At 69.7% G+C, this 21,150-nt stretch carries 20 protein-coding genes and 1 pseudogene; 3 read left to right on the plus strand and 18 right to left on the minus strand.

What is annotated here, in order from left to right:
* The 9 genes and pseudogenes from Q0C12_RS10950 to ndk all read right to left on the minus strand — a co-directional run.
* Positions 1 to 413: pseudogene (locus Q0C12_RS10950) on the minus strand (molybdopterin molybdenumtransferase MoeA); the annotation flags it as partial.
* Positions 410 to 985: a molybdenum cofactor guanylyltransferase gene (locus Q0C12_RS10955; RefSeq protein WP_290890235.1), complete on the minus strand. Its 576-nt coding sequence runs from the start codon at positions 983 to 985 to the stop codon at positions 410 to 412. The pseudogene Q0C12_RS10950 and the gene Q0C12_RS10955, both read right to left, overlap by 4 nt.
* The gene (der, locus tag Q0C12_RS10960; RefSeq protein ID WP_290890238.1) at positions 982 to 2,379 is read right to left on the minus strand and encodes a ribosome biogenesis GTPase Der; all 1,398 of its coding nucleotides are present in this window, start codon (positions 2,377 to 2,379) and stop codon (positions 982 to 984) included. The genes Q0C12_RS10955 and der overlap by 4 nt, the downstream gene beginning before the upstream one ends.
* 29 nt (positions 2,380 to 2,408) lie before the next feature.
* Positions 2,409 to 3,629, minus strand: a complete 1,221-nt coding sequence (gene bamB / locus Q0C12_RS10965) for an outer membrane protein assembly factor BamB (RefSeq protein ID WP_290890241.1) — start codon at positions 3,627 to 3,629, stop codon at positions 2,409 to 2,411.
* 4 nt (positions 3,630 to 3,633) lie between these two features.
* Positions 3,634 to 4,278, minus strand: coding sequence for a tetratricopeptide repeat protein (locus tag Q0C12_RS10970; RefSeq protein WP_290890243.1), 645 nt, complete (start codon positions 4,276 to 4,278; stop codon positions 3,634 to 3,636).
* 69 nt (positions 4,279 to 4,347) lie between these two features.
* A complete protein-coding gene (locus Q0C12_RS10975; RefSeq protein WP_290890246.1) occupies positions 4,348 to 5,268 on the minus strand; it encodes a helix-turn-helix domain-containing protein in 921 nt (306 codons plus the stop codon).
* A complete protein-coding gene (pilW, locus tag Q0C12_RS10980) occupies positions 5,265 to 6,056 on the minus strand; it encodes a type IV pilus biogenesis/stability protein PilW (RefSeq protein WP_290890249.1) in 792 nt (263 codons plus the stop codon). Before pilW ends, Q0C12_RS10975 begins: the two co-directional genes overlap by 4 nt.
* A complete protein-coding gene (gene rlmN / locus Q0C12_RS10985) occupies positions 6,046 to 7,227 on the minus strand; it encodes a 23S rRNA (adenine(2503)-C(2))-methyltransferase RlmN (protein WP_290890251.1) in 1,182 nt (393 codons plus the stop codon). Before rlmN ends, pilW begins: the two co-directional genes overlap by 11 nt.
* A 23-nt stretch (positions 7,228 to 7,250) precedes the next feature.
* On the minus strand, positions 7,251 to 7,676 hold the full coding sequence (ndk, locus tag Q0C12_RS10990; RefSeq protein WP_034211133.1) for a nucleoside-diphosphate kinase: 426 nt from the start codon (positions 7,674 to 7,676) through the stop codon (positions 7,251 to 7,253).
* Between the two features lie 232 nt (positions 7,677 to 7,908).
* Between ndk and Q0C12_RS10995 the strand changes: the two genes are divergently transcribed.
* Genes Q0C12_RS10995 through Q0C12_RS11005 form a run of 3 tightly spaced genes read left to right on the plus strand, consistent with a single transcriptional unit; the run spans position 7,909 to position 12,141 of the window.
* Positions 7,909 to 8,532: a TetR/AcrR family transcriptional regulator gene (locus Q0C12_RS10995; RefSeq protein WP_290890255.1), complete on the plus strand. Its 624-nt coding sequence runs from the start codon at positions 7,909 to 7,911 to the stop codon at positions 8,530 to 8,532.
* 35 nt (positions 8,533 to 8,567) lie between these two features.
* On the plus strand, positions 8,568 to 10,937 hold the full coding sequence (locus Q0C12_RS11000) for a 3-hydroxyacyl-CoA dehydrogenase/enoyl-CoA hydratase family protein (RefSeq protein WP_290890258.1): 2,370 nt from the start codon (positions 8,568 to 8,570) through the stop codon (positions 10,935 to 10,937).
* Positions 10,938 to 10,941: 4 nt separating this feature from the next.
* A complete protein-coding gene (locus tag Q0C12_RS11005; protein ID WP_290890261.1) occupies positions 10,942 to 12,141 on the plus strand; it encodes an acetyl-CoA C-acyltransferase in 1,200 nt (399 codons plus the stop codon).
* 304 nt (positions 12,142 to 12,445) lie between these two features.
* On the opposite strand, the gene Q0C12_RS11010 is transcribed toward Q0C12_RS11005, so the two are convergent.
* The 9 genes from Q0C12_RS11010 to rpsA form a co-directional block, all read right to left on the minus strand.
* The gene (locus Q0C12_RS11010) at positions 12,446 to 12,793 is read right to left on the minus strand and encodes a tRNA-binding protein (protein ID WP_290890263.1); all 348 of its coding nucleotides are present in this window, start codon (positions 12,791 to 12,793) and stop codon (positions 12,446 to 12,448) included.
* Positions 12,790 to 14,079 (minus strand): FAD-binding oxidoreductase, encoded by a 1,290-nt coding sequence (locus Q0C12_RS11015; RefSeq protein WP_290890266.1) that lies wholly within the window; start codon positions 14,077 to 14,079, stop codon positions 12,790 to 12,792. The genes Q0C12_RS11010 and Q0C12_RS11015 overlap by 4 nt, the downstream gene beginning before the upstream one ends.
* A gap of 14 nt (positions 14,080 to 14,093) precedes the next feature.
* Positions 14,094 to 14,972 carry a UTP--glucose-1-phosphate uridylyltransferase GalU gene (gene galU / locus Q0C12_RS11020; RefSeq protein WP_290890268.1) on the minus strand — a complete coding sequence of 293 codons (879 nt, stop codon included), beginning with the start codon at positions 14,970 to 14,972 and terminating at the stop codon, positions 14,094 to 14,096.
* A 14-nt stretch (positions 14,973 to 14,986) separates the two neighbouring features.
* Positions 14,987 to 16,861, minus strand: coding sequence for a nucleoside-diphosphate sugar epimerase/dehydratase (locus Q0C12_RS11025; RefSeq protein ID WP_290890272.1), 1,875 nt, complete (start codon positions 16,859 to 16,861; stop codon positions 14,987 to 14,989).
* 3 nt (positions 16,862 to 16,864) lie between these two features.
* Positions 16,865 to 17,872, minus strand: a complete 1,008-nt coding sequence (locus Q0C12_RS11030; RefSeq protein ID WP_290890275.1) for a hypothetical protein — start codon at positions 17,870 to 17,872, stop codon at positions 16,865 to 16,867.
* On the minus strand, positions 17,869 to 19,044 hold the full coding sequence (gene lapB / locus Q0C12_RS11035; protein ID WP_290890278.1) for a lipopolysaccharide assembly protein LapB: 1,176 nt from the start codon (positions 19,042 to 19,044) through the stop codon (positions 17,869 to 17,871). Before lapB ends, Q0C12_RS11030 begins: the two co-directional genes overlap by 4 nt.
* Complete coding sequence (locus tag Q0C12_RS11040) at positions 19,037 to 19,300, minus strand: DUF1049 domain-containing protein (RefSeq protein ID WP_290890281.1); 264 nt, start codon at positions 19,298 to 19,300, stop codon at positions 19,037 to 19,039. The genes lapB and Q0C12_RS11040 overlap by 8 nt, the downstream gene beginning before the upstream one ends.
* Before the next feature lie 56 nt (positions 19,301 to 19,356).
* On the minus strand, positions 19,357 to 19,656 hold the full coding sequence (locus tag Q0C12_RS11045) for an integration host factor subunit beta (RefSeq protein WP_034211102.1): 300 nt from the start codon (positions 19,654 to 19,656) through the stop codon (positions 19,357 to 19,359).
* Between the two features lie 78 nt (positions 19,657 to 19,734).
* The coding region (gene rpsA / locus Q0C12_RS11050; RefSeq protein ID WP_290890285.1) for a 30S ribosomal protein S1 at positions 19,735 to 21,150 on the minus strand (1,416 nt) is incomplete at its 5' end.

Genomic DNA, 21,150 nt, shown 5'->3' on the forward strand with positions numbered 1-21,150 from the left:
GCGCCCGGTGCCACCACCACGTTCGCCACCACGCGGCCGTCGGCCTCGCGCGCGTCCTCCTTGATCAGCACCGCGTCGGCGCCGGCCGGCATCGGCGCGCCGGTGGTGATGCGGGTGCACTCCCCCGCCCCGAGCAGCAGCCCGTGGCTGGGGCCCGCGAACTGCTCGCCGGCCAGGCGCAGGCCCGCGGCGCCGGCGGCGTTGACCTCGCCGGCGCGCACGGCGAAGCCGTCCATCGCGGAATTATCGAAGCCTGGCAGCCGCAAGCCGGCAACGATGTCCCCGGCGAGCACCGCGCCGTGGGCGCGCGACAGCGGCTGGCGGACGACCTCGAGCCGGCGGTCCGCGGCGACGCGGGCCAGGATCGCGAGGGCTTCGGCGAAGGCGATGCGGGTCGGGAATGGATCGGTCACGGGTCGTAGTCTTCGGGGAAATCGTGCGGGGTGTTGAGGTTGTCCAACTGGCGCGGCGCCAGGTCCAGGCGCGACACGCGCAGCCGCGCCACCAGGCGGCGCGCGGCGGATTCTCCCGCGTCCAGCATCGCGCCGGCGTGTTCGCGCAGCGCGGCGGTGCGCCACAGGCCGAGCAACGGCTGCAGGCCCGCGGCGTCGGTGACCACGACGCCGTCACCGTCGGCCGAAGACGCCAGGTCGTCGGCGATGCCCTCGGGCAGGCGGTCCAGGTCCACCGGCACGGTCATCAGCCAGGGCGTCCCGCAGGCCGCGGCCAGGGCCTCGATGCCGGCCAGCGGCCCGGCGAAGTCCTCGCGGCGGTCGAGCACCACGCGCAGGCCGAGGGCGGCGTAGCGCGGATCGTCGGCGCGCGCGCTCACCAGGCGCTCGCCGAACGCGCCCGGAAACGCCATCAGGATGTTTTCGACCAGAGGCGCGCTGCGGTGCCGCACCCAGGCCTTGTCGCGCCCGCCCAGCCGCTGCCCGCGTCCGCCGGCCAGGATGCCGAGCGTGATCGCGTCGCGGTGGATCACCGGCGCTTGACGTGCTTCATCAGGCGGCGCTTGGCCTTGACCTGGCGATCGGTGAGGACGTTCTTCTTGCCCTCGTAGGGGTTCTCGCCTTCCTTGAATACGAACTTCACCGGGGTGCCGACCAGCTTGAAGCGCTTGCGGAAGAAGTTCTCGAGGTAGCGGCGGTAGCTCTCGGTCAGTGAGGTCAGGCGATTGCCGTGGACGATGAACGTGGGCGGGTTCGCGCCGCCCGGGTGGGCGAACTTCATCTTGGCCACGTGGCCGCGCACGACCGGCGGCGGGAAGCTTTCCACCGCCACCTGCAGCGCCTTGGTGGTCTCCGCGGTGCTGAACTCCCGGGTGGCCGAGGCGTGGGCGCGGTGGATGGCCTTGAACAGCTCGCGCAGGCCGGTGCCGTGCTTGGCCGAGATGGTGACGCGCTCGGCCCACTCGCAGAACGAGAGCTTGCGCTCGAGCATCGAAACCGCCTGCTCGCGCGTGTACTTGTCCTGGCCGTCCCACTTGTTGACGGCGATGACCAGGGCGCGGCCGGCCTCGAGCACGTGGCCCAGCACGGTGGCGTCCTGCTCGGTCACGCCTTCGCCGGCGTCGAGCATCACCACCGCGACCTGGCAGTTCTCGATCGCCTGCAGGGTCTTGAAGACGCTGAACTTCTCCACCGCCTCCTCGACCTTGGCGCGCCGGCGCAGGCCGGCGGTGTCGATCAGCTTGTACGGGCGCCCGTCGCGCTCCATGTCCACCGCGATCGAATCGCGGGTGGTGCCCGGCACGTCGGAGGCGATCATGCGCTCCTCGCCCAGCAGGCGGTTGACGAGGGTGGACTTGCCCACGTTCGGGCGGCCCAGGAAGGCGATGCGGATGCGACCAGGCTCGTCGGCGACGATCTCGACGTCGCGCTCGGCCGGCAGTTCGGGGATCACGTCCTCCAGCAGGTCGTCGATGCCGCGCTGGTGCGCGGCCGCGACCGGGAGGACGCGCTCGACGCCGAAGCGCGCGAACTCGGCCAGTACCGCCTGCTCGTCCAGGCCATCGGTCTTGTTGACCACCAGGAAGAAACGCCGGCCGCTCTTGCGCAGCCAGTGCAGGATGTTCTCGTCCAGCGCCGAGGGGCCTTCGCGGCCGTCGACGACGAACAGGACGAGGTCGGCCTCTTCGACGGCCGAGCGGGCCTGGCGGGCCGTGGCGCCGGCCAGGCCCTCCTCGTCACCGGACATGCCGCCGGTGTCGCACAGGGCGAACGGGTGGTCCTCGACGCGGCGGCAAATGCCGTAGTGGCGGTCACGGGTGACGCCCGGCTCGTCGTGGACGAGCGCGTCGCGGCTGCGCGTGAGCGCATTGAACAGCGTGGACTTGCCGACATTCGGCCGGCCGACGAGAGCGACCAATGGCAACACGATGGATCTCTCCCGGTGGGCGCGGCCGATCAGTTCGGTTGCGGGAAGGCGGACAGCTTGCCTTCGTTGGTCAGCGCGACCAGCATGCCGTTGGCGGCGACCTGCGGGGTGCCGAGGATGGGCGCGCGTTCGATGCGGGTGCGCGCGGCGATGGTGCCATCGGCGATGCGCACCCAGTGCAGGTAGCCCTCGAGGTCGCCGACCACGGCGTAATCACCGTGCACGGCGGGCGTTGTCAGCTGGCGGCGCGCCAGGACGTCCTGCTTCCACAGGGCACTGCCGTTGTTCCGGTCCAGCGCCCAGACGGTGCCGGCACCATCGGCCAGCAGCAGGCGGTCGGCCAGCAGCGCAATGCCGCCGTAGCCACCCGCGTCGCGGTTCCAGAGCGGACGGCCGGTGTTGGTGTCGATGGCCATGGTCTGGCCCTTGTAGCTCGAGGCGTACAGGGTGCCGAGGCCAAGCTGGATCTCGCCGTCCACGTCCGCCATGCGCTCGAGGTCGTTGCGGCCCTCGGGCTCGGCGATCAGCTGCTCCCACACGCGCTGTCCGTCGGCAAGCCGCAGGGCGATCACGCTGCCGTCGTCGTAGCCGAGGTAGGCCAGGCCATTGCCGGCCACCGGCGAACCGTTGCCGCGGACGCCCAGGCCCGGCAGGCCGCGGTCGAACACCCACTTGCGGCTGCCGTCGCCGGCATCGAGGCCGAACGTGCGCCCGTCGTTGCTGCGCACGATGACCAGGCCATCGGTGACCAGCGGCGTGGCGGTGACTTCGGACGTGACCCTGGCGCGCCAGCGCTCGGCGCCACCGTCGGCGTCGAAGGCAATGACCTCGCCGTTGCGGCCGCCGATGACGACCAGGCCGTTGCCGACGCCCGGGCTGCCGGACAGGCCGGCGTCGATCTTCTCGCGGCGCCAGAAGAAGACGCGGCTGCCTTCCTTGCCGGTCTTGACCGCTTCGGAGTCCCAGATCGTGTCGCCGCTGTTGATGTCCAGCGCCAGCACGCGGCCCTCGTCGTTGGCGACGAAGATGCGGTCACCCTCGATGGCGGGGCGCTGGCGCAGGCCGAGCTTCTGCTGGCCACCGCCGAGGTTGCGCGACCACGCCGCGTCGACGTCGATCGGATTGGCGATCTCGACCAGTTCGGCGGGCTCGATGGCCTTGTTCTTGTTCGAGCCGAACCAGTTCTTGACCGTCGCGCAGCCGGTGGACAGCGTCAGGATCAGGGCGATGAGCAGGGTGCGAAGCAGCATGCGGTCAGGACTCCGGCTGGGCCGTCGGCGAACCGCCGGCATCGGTGAGTTTCATCTCGACGATCGAACGCGTCGGGGCGGCGAGGTCCAGGGTGGCCAGGGCCTGCTCGTAGGCGGAACGGGCGGCGTCGCGACGGCCCAGGGCCATCTCGGCGTCGCCGCGGATCTCGGCGGTGACCGAGGGGAAAGCGGATTCGGCGGACAGGCGCTGCAGCGCCTCCTCGGGCTTGCCGCTGGCCAGCAGCAGGCGCGCGGCGCGCAGCTGCGCCAGCTCGGCCAGCTTCGGGTCGAGCTTGGTCTTGTCGATGGCATCGAGGGCGGCGACCGCCTCGGCGTCCTTGCCCTCGCCGTGCAGGCGCTCGGCCTGTCGCAGCGCGACCAGCGCCGGGTAGACGGTGTCGGGGTGTTCCTGCGCGAGCGCGGTGGCGTGGGCCTCGGCCTTGGCGGCCTCGCCGGCCTCCAGGGCCTTGCCGAAGGCATGGAACTCGACCGCGGCCTGCACCTTTTCGTTGGCCTGCTGGCCCTGCCACCACTGCCAGCCACCGAGGCTGGCCAGGCCCAGGGCGACACCGCCGATCAGGGAGGAACCGTTGTTTCGCAGCCAGGCGCGAACGCGTTCGCCCTGTTCGTATTCGTCGATCTGGTCCATGGAAGGCTTCTTCTGGCCGGCGCAGTGGCGCCGGCGGGGGTGATCGGGAAACCGGCGGCGGGGCCGCGGTCAGTTGCCCGGGGGAGCGGGTTGGCCGGTAGAGGATACCGTAAAGCGGGCGACGTCCGCCGTGCGATAAGGCGCCAGGTCGACCGGCTTGCCGTCGAAACTGACCTCGACCGCATCGGCCTTGCCGAGCGTAATGCGCGCCACCTGTCCGGCGGCATAACGACGCACGTCGCCCCCCGCGACGAGGCCGCGCTCGACGCGACGACCCTGCGCATCCAGCACTTCGATCCAGCTCTCTTCACGGAAGGCCAGCTGCAGGCCGGCCTGATCGCCGCGGTTGAAGGCCGGCGCCATCGAGGCCATCACCGGGTCGGGGCCATTGGCCGGTGCCGATGCCACCGCCGGAGGGATCGACGCGCCCTGGCCCGAGGCCGCGGGCTGGCCGGCGTCGGCCGCGCCCGCCTCGGACAGGTCCGCACCGGACGCGATGGTGTCGGTCACCGCGGGAGATGGCGCCGAGACGGGCGCCGCCGGCAGCAGCGCCGGGGCGGCGTCGAGCGTCAGCTGCTCCACGGCCGGGGTGCTCTGGTAGTAGCGGGCGACCAGTACGACCGGGACCACCAGCACGGCGGTCATCAGCAGGTAGACCGCGTTGCGCAGCGACTGGTCGAGCACGCGGCGCATGCGCGAGCGCGAGCCCATCGGCACCAACTGCGGGGTCGGCTTGGACTGCGCCACCTGTTCGGCCAGAGACTCGGGCAGGCCCACCAGGCGCAGGTAGCTGCCGAGGTAGCTGCGCACGTAGACGGGCGCGCCCAGCCGGGCCCAGTCGTCGCGCTCCATGGCCTCGACGATGGCCACCGGCAGCTTGAGCTGCTGGCCCACCTCGGCGATGGACAGCGACTGCGACACCCTCGCCTGCTTGAGGCGAAGACCGATCGGATCCTGGAACAGGGCTTCCTGCGAGACGTCTTGGGTCATGGCTGGAACGAACCTTGGTTGTCGGACGGCGTGAAGTCGGGGAACTGCTGCTGGAGGCGCTGCCGGTAGCGGCCGGCGGCGGCCGCGTCGCCGGCGCCCTGCTCGATCCGGACCGCGAGGTCCAGCAGCTCGGGCGAGACCGGGCCCAGCGACTCGCGCCGCTGGTAGAAGGCGCGCGCGGACATGAAGTTGCCGCGGCGGAACTGCAGCTCGGCCATCTGCCCCAGCAGCGCGGGGCTCTCGGGTGCGACCTCGATGCCCTGGCGCAGGTGCTTCTCGGCGGCGTCGAGCTGGCCGGCGCGCATGGCGCAATTGCCGGCGTTGAAGTAGGCCTGGTCGCGCGCCTTGTAGAACGGGTCCTTCACCGCGCGCGCGAACACCGTCTCGGCTTCGGCGGCGCGGCCCTTCTCGCACAACCAGACGCCGTAGACGTTGAGCACGTGGCCCGACTCGGGGTCGAGCTTGCCGGCGCGCTCGAAGTGCTCGCCGGCGCGGGTGCTGTCGCCCAGGCGCTCGCGGATCAGGCCGAGTACGACCTGCACGTCGGCGGAATTGGGGTCGCTGCGCAGGGCGCGGTTGGCGCGGTCGAGGGCGTATTCGAGCTTGCCGGCGGCGAGGTAGTTCTGGGCCAGGTTGAGGTTGGCGATGCCCTTGTTGGTCATCGCCGCCTGCGAACCCGGCGAGCTGCCCCCGCTGGTGGCGGCGGTGGGGCCGCCGGTGCCGGCGCAGCCGACGGTGACCGCGAGGGCGAAGGCGAGCAGGCTGTTGCGGACGACGTCACGCGGCATCGGACACTCCCTGTTGTTCGAGCTTGCGCTTGAATTCGGACTGGCGGCGGGTCTTGTCCATCACCTGGCCCTTGAGCTGGCCGCAGGCGGCGTCGATGTCGTCGCCACGCGTGCGCCGGACCATGGTCAGCACCTTCTGGTCGAGCAGGATTTTCTGGAAGGCGCGGATGTCGGCTTCCTCCGAGCGCTCGAAGCGGGTGCCGGTGAAGGGATTGAACGGGATCAGGTTGACCTTGGCGGCGTCCTCGCGCTGCACGCGCGCGTCGAACTTGCGCATCAGCTGTGCCAGCGCGCGGGCGTGCGCGGGCTGGTCGTTGACGCCCTTCATCATGGTGTATTCGAAGGTGATCGAGGTGCGCGGCTTGCGCAGCGCGTAGCGCACGCAGGCGTCGAGCAGCTCAGCGATCGGGTACTTCTTGTTCAGCGGCACCAGCTGGGTGCGCAGGTCGTCGTCCGGGGCATGCAGCGACACCGCCAGCGACACGTCGCTGACCTCGGAGAGCTTGTCGATCATCGGCACCAGGCCGGCAGTGGACAGGGTGACGCGCTTGTTGGCCAGGCCAAAGCCGTAGTCGTCGCGCATCAGGCTCATGGCGCGCACGACGTTGTCGAAGTTCAGCAGCGGCTCGCCCATGCCCATCATGACGACGTTGGTGAGCTTGCGCTGGTGGTGGGTCTTGTTGCCCAGGTGCTTCGACGCCGTCCAAACCTGGCCGATGATCTCGGCGGTGGACAGGTTGCGGTTGAAGCCCTGGGTGGCGGTGGAGCAAAACTGGCAGTTCAGGCCGCAGCCGACCTGGCTGGAAACGCACAGCGTGCCGCGGCCCTTGTCGGGGATGAACACGGTCTCGATCGAATTCGAGGTGTCCATGCCCAGTAGCCACTTGTGGGTGCCGTCGCTGGAGCCCTGGTCGAGCACGACGTTGGGCGGGCGGATCTCGCAGTGCTGCTCGAGCCGGGCCCGCAGCGCCTTGCCGACGTCGGTCATCTGGCCGAAGTCGGTGACGTGCTGGTGGTACATCCACTTCATGATCTGGTGGGCGCGGAAGCGCTTCTCGCCGAGGGTCTCGGCGAAGAAGCGCTCCAGGCCCTCGCGATCGAGGTCGAACAGGTTCACCCGCGCGCCGGCCTGCCCTTCCGGGTTGGTCAGCGAGGGGATGAGCTTGTCCATGGCCTCGGTCACGTTGGCATCGCTCAGCGCGGGCAGAGCTCGGTGGCGGCGAAGAAGTACGCGGTTTCGATCGCGGCGTTCTCGAGGCTGTCCGAACCGTGCACGGCGTTGGCGTCGATCGACTGCGCGAAGTCGGCGCGGATGGTGCCGGCCGCGGCTTCCTTCGGGTTGGTGGCGCCCATCAGGTCGCGGTTCTTCTGCACGGCGTTCTCGCCTTCCAGCACCTGGATCATCACCGGGCCGGAGATCATGAACTCGACCAGCGCGTTGAAGAACGGGCGCTCGCGGTGCACGGCGTAGAAGCCCTCGGCTTCCTTGCGGGAAAGGTGCTTCATCTTGGCGGCGACGACCTTCAGGCCGGCCTTCTCGAAGCGGGAGTAGATTTCGCCGATGACGTTCTTGGCGACCGCGTCGGGCTTGATGATGGAAATGGTGCGCTCCAGCGCCATGGTGGAACTCCGTGGGTTCTGTGGGGTTGTGGGGCCCGTAAATTTAACACAATTCCCCGTCCCGGCGAGGGTTTAGCGCCAATCCTTGCAAACTTCCCGAGGCTTGGTCACCCCGCCTTGCCACGGGCCGGCGCCAAGTTTCGCCCAGCCGCTTGATTCAATCAGGCATTTGACGGCGGCAGGAAGCGGCGTACACTCACCAACAACCGTTTGAATCGAGCGCTGGCAGGCCATGACCACGAGCCACTTCAATACCAAGGAACGCATCCTCGGCGCGGCCGAGGAGCTCTTCGCCCAGCACGGCTTCGCCGGCACCTCGCTGCGCCAGGTCACCAGCCGGGCCGACGTCAACATCGCCGCGGTCAACTACCACTTCGGCAGCAAGGAAAACCTGGTCAACGAGGTCTTCCGCCGCCGCATGGACGAGATGAGCGAGCGGCGCCTGGCCCAGCTGCGCAAGGCCCAGGAGGAAAAACCCGGCGACCTCGAGGCCATCCTGGCCGCCTTCATCGAGCCGCCGCTGGCCCTGACCATCGACCGACACGGCGGCTCGGCCTTCGTCCGGGTCCTGGCCCGGGCCTTCGCCGAGAAGAACGACCGCCTGCGCAAGTTCCTGTCCGACAACTACGGCCATGTGCTGCGCGAGTTCGCGAAGGCCATCGGCCAGGCCGTGCCGGCGCTGGCCAAGGAAGACCTGTACTGGCGCCTGGACTTCACCGCCGGCGCGCTGACCTACGCCATGGCCGACTTCGGCCTGATCAAGCGGCCGACCGGCGTGTCCGAGAAGGCCCACTGCGAAAAGGCCGCCCAGGCCCTGATCCGCTTCGCCGCCGCCGGCCTGCGCGCCGCCGGCTGACCTTTCACGATTCCTCCTCCCACGGAGCTTTTCCCATGCCCCAACTCCGCATCCGCAAGGTGGCCGTGCTCGGCGCCGGCGTGATGGGCGCGCAGATCGCCGCCCACCTCGTCAACGCCGACGTCGACACGATCCTGTTCGACCTTCCCGCCAAGGAAGGCCCGCCCAACGGCATCGTCGACAAGGCCATCGCCAACCTCGGCAAGCTCTCACCGGCGCCCTTCGCCAGCAAGTCCAAGGCCGCCGCCATCACCCCGGCCAACTACGACCAGCACCTGGACCTGCTCAAGGACTGCGACCTGATCATCGAGGCCATCGCCGAGCGCATGGACTGGAAGAAGGCGCTGTACGACCGGATCGAGGCCTACGTGGCGCCGCATGCGATCCTTGCCTCCAACACTTCTGGCTTGTCTATCAATGGCTTGGCCGAGGTTCTTCCGGAATCACTTCACTCCCGGTTCTGCGGCGTGCACTTCTTCAACCCGCCGCGCTACATGCACCTGGCCGAGTTGATCCCTTGCGCGAAGACCGAGAAGGAAGTCCTTGAAGGCCTTGAAACTTTCCTGGTCACCACGCTGGGCAAGGGCGTCGTCTACGCCAAGGACACCCCGAACTTCATCGGCAACCGCATCGGCGTGTTCTCGATCCTCTCCACCCTGCACCACACCGCGCAGTTCGGCCTCGGCTTCGATGAAGTCGACGCCCTGACCGGCCCGCTGCTGGGCCGCCCGAAGTCGGCGACCTACCGCACCTCGGACGTGGTCGGCCTCGACACCATGGCCCACGTCATCAAGACCATGGCCGATACCCTGCCCGACGACCCGTGGCACAAGTACTTCAAGGCCCCGGACTGGCTGAAGGCGCTGATCGAGAAGGGCGCGCTGGGCCAGAAGACCGGCGCCGGCATCTTCATGAAGAAGGGCAAGGACATCGTGGTGCTGGACCTGAAGGCCCAGGACTACCGCCCGGCCACGGGCGAGGCCGCCGCCGAGGTGGTCGCCATCCTCAAGAACAAGAACCCGGCCGAGAAATTCGCCCAGCTGCGCGCCAGCCAGCACCCGCAGGCGCAATTCCTGTGGTCGGTGTTCCGCGACCTGTTCCACTACAGCGCCTACCACCTGGCCTCGATCGCCGAGACCGCCCGCGACATCGACCTGGCCATCCGCTGGGGCTACGGCTGGAGCCTGGGCCCGTTCGAGTCCTGGCAGGCGGCCGGCTGGAAGCAGGTGGCCGAGTGGATCGCCGCGGACATCGTCGCCGGCAAGTCCATGTCCGATGCGCCGCTGCCGAACTGGGTGTTCGACGGCCGCGAGGGCGTGCATGCGGCCGAGGGCAGCTTCAGCCCGGTCCGCGGCGAAGTGCTGCCCCGCTCCAACCTCTCGGTCTACAACCGCCAGCGCTTCCCGGACCCGGTCCTGGGCGAGCGCGCGGCCCCGGGCAACACGGTGTTCGAAACCGACAGCGTGCGCATGTGGCACGACGGCGACGGTATCGCGGTGCTGAGCTTCAAGACCAAGATGAACACCGTTGGCGACGGCGTGCTGGCCGGCATCGGCGAGGCCATCGACCGCGCCGAGAAGGACTTCCGAGGCCTGGTGCTGTGGCAGACCAAGGAGCCGTTCTCGGCCGGCGCCGACCTGTCCGGGGCGATGGCCTCGCTGCAGGCCGGCCGCGTGGACGAGTTCGAGGCGATGGTGAAGACCTTCCAGGCCACCAGCCAGCGCATCAAGTATTCGCTGGTGCCGGTGATCGCCGCGGTGCGCGGCCTCGCCCTGGGCGGCGGCTGCGAGTTCCAGATGCATTCGGCCCGCAGCGTGTTCTCGCTCGAGAGCTACGTCGGCCTGGTCGAGGCCGGCGTGGGCCTGCTGCCGGCCGGCGGCGGCCTGAAGGAGATCGCGGTGCGCGCTTCGGCGGCCGCGGGCCCGGGCGGCGACGTGTTCGCGGCGCTCAAGCCTTACTTCGAGACCGTGGCGATGGGCAAAGTGTCCGCCTCCGCGCTCGAGGCCAAGGAACTGAAGCTGGCGCGCGAGAACGACGTGGTGGTGTTCAACCAGTACGAGCTGCTGCACGTGGCCAAGGCCCAGGCCCTGGCGCTGGCCGAGTCGGGCTACCGCCCGCCCCTGCCCGCCCGCCAGGTGCAGGTGGCCGGCGACGTCGGCATTGCCACCTTCAAGATGATGCTGGTGAACATGCTCGAGGGGCGCTTCATCTCCCCGCATGACTACGAAGTGTCCTCGCGCATCGCCACCGTGCTGTGCGGCGGCGAAGTCGACCGCGGCGCCGTGGTGGACGAGGAGTGGCTGCTGAAGCTCGAGCGCGAGCATTTCGTCGCGCTGGCCCAGATGCCCAAGACGCAGGAACGCATCCTGCACACGCTCAAGACCGGCAAGCCGCTGAGGAACTGACCCCATGACCAAGCACATCCAGGACGCCTACATCGTCGCCGCCACCCGCACCCCGGTCGGCAAGGCCCCGCGCGGCGTCTTCCGCAACACCCGACCCGATGAAATGCTCGCCCACGTGCTGCGTGCCGTGGTCGCGCAGGCGCCGGGCATCGACCCGACCCGCATCGACGACGCCATCATCGGCTGCGCCATGCCCGAGGGCGAGCAAGGCATGAACGTGGCGCGCATCGGCCTGCTGCTGGCCGGCCTGCCGAACGTGATCGCCGCGCAGACCATCAACCGCTTCTGCTCCTCGGGCCTGCAGGCCGTCGCCATGGCGGCCGACCAGATCCGCCTGGGCAACGCCGACCTGATGCTGGCCGGCGGCACCGAGTCGATGTCCATGGTGCCGATGATGGGCAACAAGGTGGCGATGAGCCCGCAGGTGTTCGCCCGCGACGAGAACGTGGCGATCGCCTACGGCATGGGCATCACCGCCGAGAAGGTCGCCGAGGAATGGAAGGTGTCCCGGGAAGACCAGGACGCGTTCGCCGTCGCTTCGCACCGCAAGGCGCTGGCCGCCCAGGCCGCCGGTGAGTTCAAGGCCGAGATCTCGCCCTGCCAGGTGATCTCGCGCCAGCCGGTGGTCGGTTCGAACACGGTGAAGCTGCGCGAGCTGCTGGTCGAGCACGACGAAGGCCCGCGTGCCGACACCAGCCTCGAGGGCCTGGCCAAGCTGCGCCCGGTCTTCCGCAACGGCGGCAGCGTCACCGCCGGCACCTCGTCGCAGATGTCGGACGGCGCCGGCGCCGTGCTGCTGGCCTCGGAAAAGGCGATCAAGGAATATGGCCTGACCCCGCTGGCGCGCTTCGTCAGCTTCTCGGTGGCGGGCGTGCGCCCGGAAGTGATGGGCATCGGCCCGATCGCGGCGATCCCGAAGGCGCTGCAGCAGGCTGGCCTGAACCAGGACCAGCTCGACTGGATCGAGCTCAACGAGGCCTTCGCCGCGCAGGCCCTGGCGGTCATCCGCACCTGCGGCCTGGACCCGGACAAGGTGAACCCGCTGGGCGGCGCCATCGCCCTGGGCCACCCCCTGGGCGCCACCGGCGCCATCCGCACCGCGACGATCGTGCACGGCATGCAGCGCCGCAAGGCCAAGTACGGCATGGTCACCATGTGCATCGGCACCGGCATGGGCGCCGCGGGCATCTTCGAAGCCCTTTGATCTTCGCGTGATTGGAAGAGGCGGCTCCGTTGGGGCCGCCTTTTCTTTTGGCGCGGATCAGAGCGGAAAAAGCCGGATAAAAGCGGAAACCCAGAAGGAATTTTTTAGCCACGGATGAACACGGATGAACACGGATGAACACTGATCAGATCAGGCTCTTTCCGTGTTCATCCGTGGCAAAAAATCGCTTTCCCACACAAGGTGGGGAGCCGACCCCGCCCTTGATGATTGAACTCCGCTCTTATCCGGCGTTTTCCGCTCTGATCAGCGTTCAACCACGGCAACCACCCCCGAAAGCCACCGGTCACGCCAGCCGGCTGCCGTTCGGGACCGGGCGTTCCAGGGTGGTGATGACGACGCCCTCGTCGGTCGGGAAGCCGGTGAGCAGGAACTCTGAAATGAACGGGCCGACCTGCTTGGGCGGGAAGTTGAGGACGCCGACGATCTGGCGGCCGACGAGATCGTCGGCGGCGTAAAGCGCCTTGACCTGGGCGCTGGTCTTGCGGACGCCGTGCGGGCCGAAGTCGACCCAGAGTTTCCACGCGGGCTTGCGCGCCTCCGGGAAGTCCTCTACCCGCAGCACGGTGCCGGCGCAGAGCTGCACCTTCTCGAAGTCGGCCCAGCTGATGGGCGGCGGTGTCTCGGTAGTCATCGGGGGTGTCCCTCCATGCGGTCCTTCCAGGCGTCCCGCGCCTGGTACCACCAGTAGCTGAGCTGGGCGCCGAGGAAGCCCGCGGGCTTCATCGCCGACACCAGGCCGTAGCGGCCGAACTCGCGCCAGCGCGGGTCGCCTTCGGCGATCGCCGACGCCAGCACTTCGCCGGCCAGGGTCGTGGGTGCGACGCCGTGGCCGCCGAAGGCCTGGGCCAGCCACAGGCCCTCGTCCACCTGGCCGATCTGCGGCATCTGGTGGCGCGCATAGCTCATCAGCCCAGACCAGGCGTAGTCGATGCCGACGTCCTCGAGCTGCGGGTAGACCTTGAGCAGGTCGCGACGAAGCAGCCGCTTCACCGCCTCCGGCGACCGGTCGCGCACCGAGATGCGGCCGCCCCACAGGATCCGCGTGTCGGGCAGCGGCCGGTAGTAGTCGAAGGCGAAGCGGGTGTCGTAGATCGCGGCCCGGGTGCGGATGGCCTCGTCCAGGCGCGGGCCGAGCGGTTCGGTCACCATCACGTACGTGGCGATCGGAAGCACGCCGGCGTCCACCTCACGTCGCAGGCCGGCCAGGTAGCCCCCGCAGGACAGCACCACCTGCCGCGCCTGCACCTCGCCCTGCGGCGTGCGCACGCGCCAGCCCTGCCCCGCCCGTTCCAGCGCGATGGCCGGCGAGCCCTCGTGCAGCGCCACCCCCAGGCCCGACGCGACGCGCGCCAGCCCGTGGGCGTAGTCCAGGGGATGGAAGTGCAGCGCATTGCGCTCGAAGAGGGCCTCGCTGTAGCGGCGGGTGCTGACCTGCGCGGCCAGTTCGTCGCGCGACACCCAGTCCCACTGCGTGCCGAAATGTTCGGCCAGCAGCGCCTGCCGGGCTCGCAACGGTGCCGGGTCCCGGAACCAGTTGGCCCAGAGCACGCCGGCATCGGTGGCCTGGCAGGCGATGCCGTGGCGGGCAATGCGGGTGCGGATCAGGTCGACGGCGTGCTGGGTGCCCTGGTAGAGCCGGCGCGCCGCGACGGGCCCGAGCTCGGCCAGCAGGGCGTCCTCGCCACGCGAGAAACCGCCGAACACGAAGCCGCCGTTGCGGCCCGACGCGCCGTGGCCGACCGTATCCGCCTCCAGCAGCACGACGTCCCGTTGGCCGCGTTCGGCCAGGCCCAGGGCGGTATTCAGGCCGGCGAAGCCGCCGCCGATGATGCAGACGTCGGCTTCGCGCACGCCCGAAAGCGCAGGGAAAACGGGCGTGTCCGCCGCGGTGGCGCGGTAGTAGCTGGCGACGCCCATCGCCGCGGTGCCGCTCAGCGCGCCAGCGCCGCCCGCATGAACTCGCGGGTCGGTTCGGCCAGGTCCTCGTGGTCAAGCGCGAACTGCATGGTCGCCTCCACCAGTCCGATGCGGCTGCCGCAGTCGAAGCGACGGCCCTCGAAGCGATAGGCCAGCACGCGCTCCTTTTCCATCAGCGCGGCGATGCCGTCGGTGAGCTGGATCTCGCCGCCGGCGCCCGGACGGGTCTTGGCCAGCCGGTCGAAGATGCCGCCGCTGAGCACGTAGCGGCCCACCACCGCGAGGTTGCTGGGCGCGACCTCGGGCTTGGGTTTCTCGACGATGGCGCTGATCTCGCCGTGGCGACCGGAAAAGTCGCGGGTAGCAACGATGCCGTAGCTGCCGGTCTGCTCGCGCGGCACGTCCTGCACCGCGATCACGCTGGCGGACTCGCGCTCGGCCAGCTCGGCCATCTGGCGCAGCGCGCCGTGGCCGGTGTTCCAGATCAGGTCGTCGGGCAGCAGCACCGCGAACGGCTCGTCGCCGACCACGGGCCGGGCGCACAGCACGGCGTGGCCCAGGCCCAGCGCCTCGGCCTGGGTGACGAAGACGGCGCGCACGTGGCGCGGCAGCACGTCGCGGATCAGCGACAGCAGCTCGGACTTGCCCGATTTCTCCAATTTCTGCTCCAGCTCGTAGGCCTTGTCGAAGTAGTCGGCCACCGAGTGCTTGTAGCGGTTGGTGACGAACACCAGGGTATCGCAGCCCGCCTCGATGGCCTCGTCGACCGCGTACTGGATCAGCGGCTTGTCCACCACCGGAAGCATTTCCTTGGGCACCGTCTTGGTGGCCGGGAGGAAGCGCGTGCCCAGGCCCGCGACCGGGAATACCGCCTTCCTGATGCGAAACGTCATGTGCAAGATCCCCTTTACTGTGGCGTGCCGGCGGCGGCGAAGGCCTCGTCGGCATCGGGATGGGGATTGTACTCGGGCACGGCTTCGCGCAGGACCGCGGCCAGCGCTTCGGCGGCGTCGGCGCGCCGCAACAGCTGGTCCAGGCGCGCCAGGATGGCCTGCAGCGCCGCGGCGTCCACGTCGCGCGGCTTCGCCTGCAGGATGCGCGGATGGCGCGTGCGCTGGTAGCGCTCGTCGGGATGGAACAGGATCTCGTGCAGCTTTTCGCCCGGGCGCAGGCCGGTGTAGCTGACCGCGATGTCGATGCCGGGCCGCTTGCCGCTGAGCCGTATCATCTGCTCGGCGAGCTCGCGGATGGCCACCGGCCGACCCATGTCCAGCGCGAACACCGCGCAGGGATCGGCGAACAGGTCCACCGAGTGCAGGATCAGCGCGCAGGCCTCGGGGATGGTCATGAAGTAGCGGGTCACTTCCGGGTGCGTGACCGTGACCGGCCCGCCCGCGGCGATCTGGCGGCGGAACAGCGGCACCACGCTGCCGGCGGAATCAAGCACGTTGCCGAAGCGCACGATCGACAGCCGCACCGCGCTGCCGTCGAGCTCGGACTGGCAGGCCAGCTCGGCGAAGCGCTTGCTGGCACCCAGCACGTTGATCGGCGCGATCGCCTTGTCGGTCGAGATCAGCACGAAGTTGCCGACGCCGCGCTCGCGGCACATGCGCGCCAGGGTGGCGGTGGCGGTGACGTTGTTGCGCAGCGCCTCGCGCAGCTGGCCCTCCAGCATCGGCACCTGCTTGCAGGCGGCGGCGTGGAAGACGTAGTCCATGCCCTGCCCCAGCGCGATGCTGCAGGCGGTGGGATCGCCGCAGTCGGCCAGCATCGGCTCGATGTCGGCGCCGGGGTAGTCACGGCACAGCTCTTCGGTGATTTCCACCAGCGGCAGCTCGGCGCGCTCGAACAGCACCACACGGGCCGCGCCGGCGGCCGCGCACTGGCGCGCCAGCTCGGAGCCGATCGACCCACCGGCGCCGGTCACCAGCACGCGCTTGCCGACCAGGGCTTCGTAACGGGCGCCGAACTCCACCGGCTTGCGGCCCAGCAGGTCCTCGATCCGCACTTCGCTCAGCTCGAGGCGGGCGCCGGACTTGCCCGACAGCATGTCCGACAAGCGCGGCACGGTGCGGAACGGCAGCCCGGTCTCGTCGCACAGCGTGACGACCCGCTGCATCTCGGCCGCGCTGGCCGAGGGCATGGCGATCACGATCAGCTTTGGCGCGGTTTCCTGCGCGATGTAGGGCAACTCATCGATGCTGCCCAGCACGGGCACGCCCTGGATCTTGGCGCCCTTGAGCGCGCGCTGGTCGTCCAGCAGGCCGACTGGCTGGTAGCGGCCGTCGGTGCGCAGGTCGCGCAGCAGGGTCTCGGCGGTACGGCCCGCGCCCAGCACCAGCACGCGCTGGGCGTCGGCGTTGTTGCCCAACTGGCGGAAATCCTTCCACAAGCGGTAGAGCACGCGCGGCATGCCCAGCATCACCACCAGCGCCACCGGATACGGGAACAGCACGCGCCGCGGCACGTCCGGCAGCAGCCCGGCGAGGAACAGCAGCGCCACGATCAGCAGCACGCCGAACAGCGCCGCGCGCGCGAGGTTGGCCAGGTCCGGCAGGCTGGCGAAGCGCCACAGCCCCTGGTACAGGCCAACGGCGCGCAGCACGATGCCCTGGGTCACGACCGCGATCACCAGCTCGAGCTGCAGCGCCGTGGCCGGCGGCGCGCCCGCCAGGCCAGCCAGCCAGCGCAGCCCAAGCCAGACGAACGCCACCATGGCCAGGTCGTGCAACACGATCAGCAGGCGCGGCAACAGCACCGAAGCGCCAGCGTTTTTCTTCATTCCCTAGGCATCCTTTCGCGGGTCGTTGCCCTGGCGTGGCCAGCGTCGGCCGCCCAGGAAGTGGCACATGATTCCAGAGAACAGCCACCCCAGGGTGACTCCCCATGCAACGGCAGGGGGTGACCCCACCAGCCACGCCGCCAACCCAGCCGCCACGAGGGTCCAGGCGGCGTAGACCAGGCAGACACGGCCGTGGCTGGCGCCGTGCAGGATCGCCCGCTGGTAGAGGTGTTCGCGATGGGCGCGCCAGACCTTCTCGCGGCGCGCCAGCCGGCCCAACAGGGTCAGGCTGGCGTCGAGCAGGAAGGCCGAGGCCAGCAACAGCGGCAGCCAGGGTGGCAGCCCGCCCTCGCCCGCCAGCCCGACCAGCGCCAGCGCCGCGACCGCGTAGCCCAGCGCGTGGCTGCCGACGTCGCCGAGGAACAGCCGCGCACGCGGCAGGTTCCAGGGCAGGAAGCCGAGCGCACCCGCCGCCAGTGCCAGGCCCAGGCAAGCGGCCGGCGTGCCGGCGCCCGCGAACAGTGCCATCGCGGCGCCGAACAGCAGCCCCTGGGTCGCGGCCAGGCCATTGCTGCCGTCCATGAAGTTCCAGATGTTCACCAGCGCAAGCACCAGCCCCCAGGCCGCCACGACGCCCAGCGGCGCTCCCAGCAGCTCGGGCAGCAGCGGCCAGGCCAGCGCCAGCGGCAGTGCGCCCAGTGCCTGCAGCAGCAGCTTGGCCAGCGCCGGCAGCGGCCGCAGGTCGTCGTAGAAACCGGCGCCGGCCGTCACCGCCAGGCCCAGTGCGAAGGCGCCGCCGCCCGGCCCCAGCCACGGCGCCGCGGCCAGCAGCACCACGGCGATGCCCAGTCCGCCGCCGCGCGCGGTCGGCACCTGGTGCAGGCGGCGGTCATCGGGAAGATCAAGCACCCGCTCGCGCGCATGGCGCCACCAGGCGCCAGCGATGGCGGTCGAGAGCAAGGTCGCCAGCAGCACCAGGAGCCACGCGGGCAGCGCGGGGATCGCCGTCACTCGCTCACCGCGCCGTGGACCGGCTTGATGCTGCCCCAGGACTTGCAGCCAGGGCACTGCCAATGGTGGGCGCGGGCGCTGAAGCCGCAGCGCTGGCAGCGATAGCCCGGCGTGCGCACGACCAGCTGGTCGGTGATCTGCTTGAGCGTGCGCAGCGTGCTGGCCGGGTCTGCGCCGGCGTCGCGCAGGCTCAGGTCGATGTATTCGGCTTCGCCGCGCACCGAAGGCCGCAAACGCAGCTGCCGCGACAGGAAGTCCAGCGCCGCGCCCTGCCCTTCGTCGCGCTCGAGCAGGCGCGTCAGCGCCAGTACCGGCGAGACGCCCGGGTAGTGCTCGATCATTTCCATCAGGAAACCGCGGGCGCGCGCGCTGTCGCCGCGGCGCTCGTAGCAGCGCAGCAGGGGTTCGAGCAGGTCGGGCAGGAATTCGATGTCGTGCCGGGCCACGCGCTCGAAGGCGCGGATGGCGGCGGCGTCGTTGCCGGCCGCGAGCTCCAGCTGGCCCTCGGCCAGGCCGGCGCGCACGGAATGGCTGTCGGCCTCGTAGGCCTGGGCGAGGTGGCGGCGGGCGCCCTCCAGGTCGCCGGCGAGCCGGGCCTTCTCGGCCAGCTCGCAGTGGAACTGCGCCACCAGCTTGCCCATCGGTTCGCCGCTGGCGGCCTCGAACTGGCGCGCGTGCTCGATCGCCTTGCCCCAGTCGCGCTCGGCCTGGTAGATCGAGATCAGGTGCCGCAGCGCCTGCGGCGCCAGCACGCCCATCCGCACCAGGTCGGTGAACAGGGTTTCGGCGCGGTCGAGCAGGCCGGCACGCATGTAGTCCTCGCCCAGCGCCAGCACGGCGCGGGTCTTCTGCTCGTCGTTCAGGCCCTCGCGCGCCACCAGGCTCTGGTGCAGGCGGATGGCGCGGTCGACCTCACCGCGGCGCCGGAACAGGTGGCCGAGCGCGAACTGCGTCTCCACCGTGTCCTTGTCCACCGCCGCGATCTGCAGGAAGACCTCGATGGCCTTGTCCTGCTGTTCGTTCAGGAGGTAGTTGAGGCCGCGGAAGTAGGTATTCGACAGCCGCGATATGCGCGCGCCGCCGCGCCGCTCGCCGCCGCGCCGGCCCGCCAGCCAGCCGCTGCCGGCCGCGATCGGGAGCAGCAGGAGCAGCAGCCAGGCGAACTCAGTCATGGCGTTCCGCGGCGGGCGCCTCGGGCGCCGGGGCGCTGCGTTTGAGCTGCAGGCGCAGCGGCCAGATCACGCCGGCCGCCAGCACGGCCCCGGCCAGCAGGGCGCCGGCCAGCACGGCCAGCAGCAGCACGGTGCCGACGGTGCCATCGATGCCCATGAAACCCAGTTCGATGCGCACGGCCTGCCGGTTCAGCGCGCCGAACAGCACGCCGAAGGCAACGAACAGGAGGGCAAACAGGGCTTTGATCAGTCGCATCCGCGGCGGTTCCGTGGGCGGGATGCCGCAAGCTTAGCCCAAGGCGGGCCGGAAACTCAGCCTTCGGAGGCGGCCGGGCCGGCGTTGACGCGATCGCGCAACTCCTTGCCAGGCTTGAAATGCGGGACGTACTTTCCGGGCAGGGCCACGGAGTCGCCGGTCTTGGGGTTGCGGCCCAGGCGCGGCGGACGGAAATGCAGGGAGAAGCTGCCGAAGCCGCGGATCTCGATGCGCTCGCCCTGGGTCAAGGCGCCGCTCATCATCTCGAGCAGGGTCTTGACGGCCAGATCGACGTCATCGGCCTTCAGGTGGGCCTGGCGACGCGACAGCACCTCGATCAATTCAGACTTGGTCATGCCTGGGCGGAGCCTCGAATCGGTGGCCGGAAGGTGCCGCGGCCCGGGAAACCCCGGGCCGCGGACCGGTGTCGCGGATTACTCGCCCTTGTTCAGCTGCTCGCGCAGCAGGGCACCGAGCTTGGTGGTGCCGGACGCGGCGTCGAAGGACTTGTTGACCTCCGCCATCGTTTCCTGCAGCTCGGCCTCGTCCTTGGCGCGGATCGAGAGCTGCATGACGCGGCCCTTGCGGTCCATGCCGATGAACTTGGCTTCCACCGCGTCGCCGACCTTGAGGTACTGGGTGGCGTCGTCGACACGCTCCTTGGCGATGTCGTTGGCGCGCACGTAGCCCTCGATGCCGCCGTCGAGCTCGATGGTGGCGCCCTTGGCGTCGACTTCCTTGACCACGCCGGTGACGATGCTGCCCTTCTGGGTGGTGGCCATGTACTGGCCAACCGGATCCTGCTCGAGCTGCTTCACGCCGAGCGAGATGCGCTCGCGCTCCGGGTCCACGGCCAGCACGACCGCTTCCAGGGTGTCACCCTTCTTGAAGTTGCGGACCACGTCTTCACCCGTGGTGTTCCACGAGATGTCGGACAGGTGCACCAGGCCGTCGATGCCGCCGTCCAGGCCGATGAAGATGCCGAAGTCGGTGATGGACTTGATCTGGCCGGAGACCTTGTCGCCCTTCTTGAACAGGGCGGAGAAGGCTTCCCACGGGTTCGGGGTGCACTGCTTGATGCCCAGCGAGATGCGGCGACGCTCGCCGTCCACGTCCAGCACCATCACCTCGAGCTCGTCGCCCAGCTGGACGACCTTCGACGGGTTGACGTTCTTGTTGGTCCAGTCCATCTCGGAGACGTGCACCAGGCCTTCGACGCCCGGCTCGATCTCGACGAACGCACCGTAATCGGTGACGTTGGAGACCTTGCCGAACAGGCGCGAGGAGGTCGGGTAGCGGCGCGCGATGTTGTCCCACGGATCGTCGCCCAGCTGCTTCAGGCCCAGCGAGACGCGGTTGCGCTCGCGGTCGAACTTCAGCACGCGCACGTCGAGCTCTTCGCCCACGTTCACGACTTCGGACGGATGGCGCACGCGCTTCCAGGCCATGTCGGTGATGTGCAGCAGGCCGTCGATGCCGCCCAGGTCCACGAACGCGCCGTAGTCGGTCAGGTTCTTGACGACACCCTTGATGACGGCACCTTCCTGCAGGCGCTCCATCAGCTGCTCGCGCTCGACGCTCGACTCGGACTCGACCACCGCACGGCGGGAGACCACGACGTTGTTGCGCTTGCGATCGAGCTTGATGATCTTGAACTCGAGTTCCTTGCCCTCGAGGTAGCCCGGGTCGCGGACCGGACGCACGTCGACCAGCGAACCCGGCAGGAACGCGCGGACGTCGCGGATGTCGACGGTGAAGCCGCCCTTGACCTTGCCGCTGATGCGGCCGGTGACGATCTCGCCGGCTTCCATGGAAGCTTCGAGTTCGTCCCAGACCATGGCGCGCTTGGC

Source organism: Arenimonas sp. (assembly GCF_022842045.1).
GTDB lineage: Bacteria > Pseudomonadota > Gammaproteobacteria > Xanthomonadales > Xanthomonadaceae > Arenimonas.